Raw genomic sequence first — 3,267 nt, forward strand, 5'->3', positions numbered from 1 at the left:
TCCTTAACATCCTTCGGAGTCCAACGCGTCACAACTACCTCCCGGTCGAAGTGGCGCATTCACCCCTTGACAGCACGCCCGTTGCCACAACATCCAGGAGTCCAATTGTTTCATGCCGATTTAGAGCACTACTTAGCCATTGTTGAGCGGGTTTATGTTGCGGTGCAGCGGAGTGGAAGGCATAAACGAGAATGTTGACATCAGGAATGATCATCGAGTACCGCCCACACAGCTTCTTTGTTGCTGAGATCAACTAGAGCCGGTCCGCCGCAATCGAAGGAGGGCAGGTTAACGGGGGTGTCTTCGGTACTGATGCGGGCTTCCTTCTTGAGGGCAGCGCGGACCGCCTCTTCGACGTATGAGCTCAAAGTGACATTGTTGGCTTTGGCTTGGACCTTCGTTTCTTCAAGGAGTTTCGGCGGGAGGTTTATCGTCGTGCGCATACCTTTAGGGTAGAAAGCATCAAGTCATCATTCAAGAGGTGCAATGATGTATCTGCCTTCAGGAAGCCGTGAAAGGTTGACTGGTGTCTTAATTCAGTGCGAGCGTCAGGATCAGTACTCCGATGGAGAATGCGAGCATGCCTAAGCAGTTGATCCAGAATGCGCTACCGAGGAAGTGGGCGCGGACATGGGCTGCTGCGGCCGCGCAGAAATAGGCGATGACTCCAATCATGGCTGTGATTCCTACGCCGGGGAACCAGAGGCCGGCAATGAGTCCTACGGCGGCGAGGCACTTGATGACAATGAGCGCCCACCACCAGTCCTTGGGGAGTTTGACGCCGCTGAGGCAGGCTTCGATGAAGGGGACTGGTTTGAGGGAGAGGGCGGCGTCGCCAAGCAGAATGGCTGCTAGTAGAAGGGAGGGCCAGGCTGGGGAAGATTCTAGGATCATTGGGTTACTCCGAATGCGGTGTTGAGGCGTTCGATCGATGAGGCGGCTTGGGATGTGAGGTGCTCGGTGTCGTAGATTCCGGCGGCCCAGCCGATGAGTAAGCCGAGGTAGACGTTGTACAGCAGGTCGGCGTACTCGGCCGCATCGGCGCTGCTGAGCCTGGTGCCGAGTCGCAGGGTGATTTCATCGGTCAGGAGCGTTTTGAGTGCGGTGAGCGCTTCGCCTTGATTGCCTTGTTGGATGAGTGCTGCGCCAAAGGCGCGGGAGAGCTCTTCGTGGCCGGTAAACATCTGGAGGAAAGGTCTCAGGACATCGAGAAGGCTATCGGATTGTCCCCGGATGTCATCGTGGAGTTCTGAAATGTGTTGGCCAATGGTGCGGATGAGCAGCGTTTGTTTGTCGCCGACTCCCATGACGGTTCCCACGCTAACGCCAGCTTCGGATGCGATAGTCCGGATGCTGGTGGTGGCGTAGCCCTGAGTGAGGAAGAGTTCGTAGGCGGTGGCTAGGACCTTGCTGACGGTGCCAGCTTTGGCGGCCGAGCGCGATGAGTGAACGTGTTCAGTGAACATGTTCAAAAGGGTAGCTCTTGATGGTTTCGAGGTCAATGACGCCGAAGTGTTGACAGTTGGCGCTAGGCCAGCGTGGGGAAGACGCGGTCGCGCAGCAGGTGTGCAAGCTCGCGGTCGGGGGCTGCTGGGTTGACCCAGGCGGTGTCGCCGATTTCGGCGGCGGCATGGGGTTCGTCGGCGGTGACGGTGCGGGTGTAGGTGAAGATGGTGCCGACGACGACCTCGCCCGGTTCGTTGGCGGCGGGAGCGTCGAAGGTGCCGAGTTTGTTGAGGCTCTCGGCGTCGAGGGTGAGGCCTACTTCTTCGGCAACTTCGCGCAGGGCGGCGTCGACAAGCGCCTCGCCCGCCTCGGGCTTGCCGCCGGGCAGTTGGTACTTGGTGGAGGACTTCTTGCGCACGGTAAGCACGTGGCCTTGTGGGTTGCGGATGACGACGGCTGCTACTTCAATCATGGCTGCTGATTGTAGGCGGCCTAGAGCAGCGGCAGGAGCACGAGGGCGAGATTGAGTGCGATGACCAGCGCGGCAAGCGTCCAGCCCACGGCCATAGACCAGGGTTTCGCGGCGAACTCACCCATGACGTCCCGGGAGCCGGCATAGCGGAAAAGCGGGATGATGGCGAAGGGGATGCCCAGGGAAAGAAGTGCCTGGCTGACCACCAGTGCCATAGTGGGGTCGACCCCGCAGCCGATGATGACCAGCGCCGGGATGAGCGTGACCAGGCGGCGGACTAGTAGGGGGACCTTGATGTGAAGCAGGCCGTCCATGATTTCGGAGCCGGCGTAGGCGCCCACTGACGTCGAGGCGAGGCCGCTGGCCAGCAGGCCGATGGCGAAGAGAACGCCGGCCAGCGGGCCGAGGTGGCTGGCAATCGCCGTGTGGGCCCCGGAGATGGTCTCTGTGCCGTCCACGCCGTAGAGGGCCGAGCCCGCCAGGACCAGCAGGCCCACGTTGACGAGCCCGGCGATGGACAGCGCCACGGCGATGTCCGCGCGGGTGCCGGCCAGCACGTGGGGGATTTCCAGGTCGGGGTAGCGCTGCTTGGTCAGGGAGGAGTGTAGGTAAATGGCGTGCGGCATGACGGTGGCGCCCAACATGGAGGCGGCCAGCAGGATGCTGTCCTTGCCCTCTAGGTGGGGGATGAGGCCGCCGGCCACGTCGGCGGGGTCGGGCGGGGCGATGGCGAGGCCGGCAAGGAAGCCGATGCAGATGACCAGGAGCAGGCCGATGACAAGCCCCTCGAACCACTGGTTCTTCTTCTGGAAGATGAGGAGAATGATGGAGACCGCGCCGATGATGAGCGCGCCCGCGAACAGGGGGAGGTTGAAGAGGAGTTGCAGGGCAATGGCGCCGCCGATGACTTCGGCGAGGTCGGTGGCCGCGGCGATGAGCTCGGCCTGGGCCCACATGCCTAGGCGCGCGCGGCGGGAGAGACGCTCGCCCATGATTTCCGGCAGGGAGCGGTGGGTGACTAGGCCCAGTTTGGCGGAGTGGTACTGGATGAACATGGCCATGAGGTTGGCCACGACGAGTACCCACACCAGGAGGTAGCCGTAGTGGGAGCCGGCGCTGATGTTGGCGGCTACGTTGCCGGGGTCGACGTAAGCCACTGCAGCAACGAAGGCGGGGCCGGTGAGGCTGATTAAGGTCTTACGCATAGGCATCTCCATACCAAAAGTTCAACTACTTGAAGTCTAGTTTTCATCGCCATATGTTCAAGCCAGGGGGCGGAATCAAGCGGTGGATGCGCCACGCTTGAATAGTTCGTTAAGTATTTCACGTGGGGTTGCGCCGCCGAGGAT

The 3,267-nt window shown here is 61.2% G+C and carries 5 protein-coding genes; all 5 read right to left on the bottom strand.

What is annotated here, in order from left to right; translation table 11 throughout:
• Window positions 1-200: 200 nt before the first annotated feature.
• On the bottom strand, window positions 201-443 hold the full coding sequence (locus tag WMQ00_RS11920; RefSeq protein WP_005292604.1) for a ribbon-helix-helix domain-containing protein: 243 nt from the start codon (window positions 441-443) through the stop codon (window positions 201-203).
• An 88-nt stretch (window positions 444-531) separates the two neighbouring features.
• Window positions 532-894, bottom strand: a complete 363-nt coding sequence (locus WMQ00_RS11925) for a DoxX family protein (RefSeq protein ID WP_005292602.1) — start codon at window positions 892-894, stop codon at window positions 532-534.
• Window positions 891-1,466 (bottom strand): TetR/AcrR family transcriptional regulator, encoded by a 576-nt coding sequence (locus WMQ00_RS11930; protein ID WP_005292598.1) that lies wholly within the window; start codon window positions 1,464-1,466, stop codon window positions 891-893. Before WMQ00_RS11930 ends, WMQ00_RS11925 begins: the two co-directional genes overlap by 4 nt.
• 62 nt (window positions 1,467-1,528) lie before the next feature.
• Window positions 1,529-1,918, bottom strand: a complete 390-nt coding sequence (locus tag WMQ00_RS11935) for an NUDIX hydrolase (protein ID WP_005292595.1) — start codon at window positions 1,916-1,918, stop codon at window positions 1,529-1,531.
• 20 nt (window positions 1,919-1,938) lie between these two features.
• Window positions 1,939-3,123 (bottom strand): Nramp family divalent metal transporter, encoded by a 1,185-nt coding sequence (locus tag WMQ00_RS11940; RefSeq protein ID WP_248100434.1) that lies wholly within the window; start codon window positions 3,121-3,123, stop codon window positions 1,939-1,941.
• Window positions 3,124-3,267: the final 144 nt, after the last annotated feature.

Origin of the sequence: Corynebacterium sp. KPL2825, from assembly GCF_037908445.1 — a bacterium.
GTDB classification, from domain to species: domain Bacteria; phylum Actinomycetota; class Actinomycetes; order Mycobacteriales; family Mycobacteriaceae; genus Corynebacterium; species Corynebacterium kefirresidentii.

What these genes read in the sequence shown, in the direction of transcription:
- WMQ00_RS11930 (WP_005292598.1), bottom strand. Translation starts at nt 1,466, where the DNA reads ATGTTCACTGAACACGTTCACTCATCGCGCTCGGCCGCCAAAGCTGGC.
- WMQ00_RS11940 (WP_248100434.1), bottom strand. Translation starts at nt 3,123, where the DNA reads ATGCGTAAGACCTTAATCAGCCTCACCGGCCCCGCCTTCGTTGCTGCA.
- WMQ00_RS11935 (WP_005292595.1), bottom strand. Translation starts at nt 1,918, where the DNA reads ATGATTGAAGTAGCAGCCGTCGTCATCCGCAACCCACAAGGCCACGTG.
- WMQ00_RS11920 (WP_005292604.1), bottom strand. Translation starts at nt 443, where the DNA reads ATGCGCACGACGATAAACCTCCCGCCGAAACTCCTTGAAGAAACGAAG.
- WMQ00_RS11925 (WP_005292602.1), bottom strand. Translation starts at nt 894, where the DNA reads ATGATCCTAGAATCTTCCCCAGCCTGGCCCTCCCTTCTACTAGCAGCC.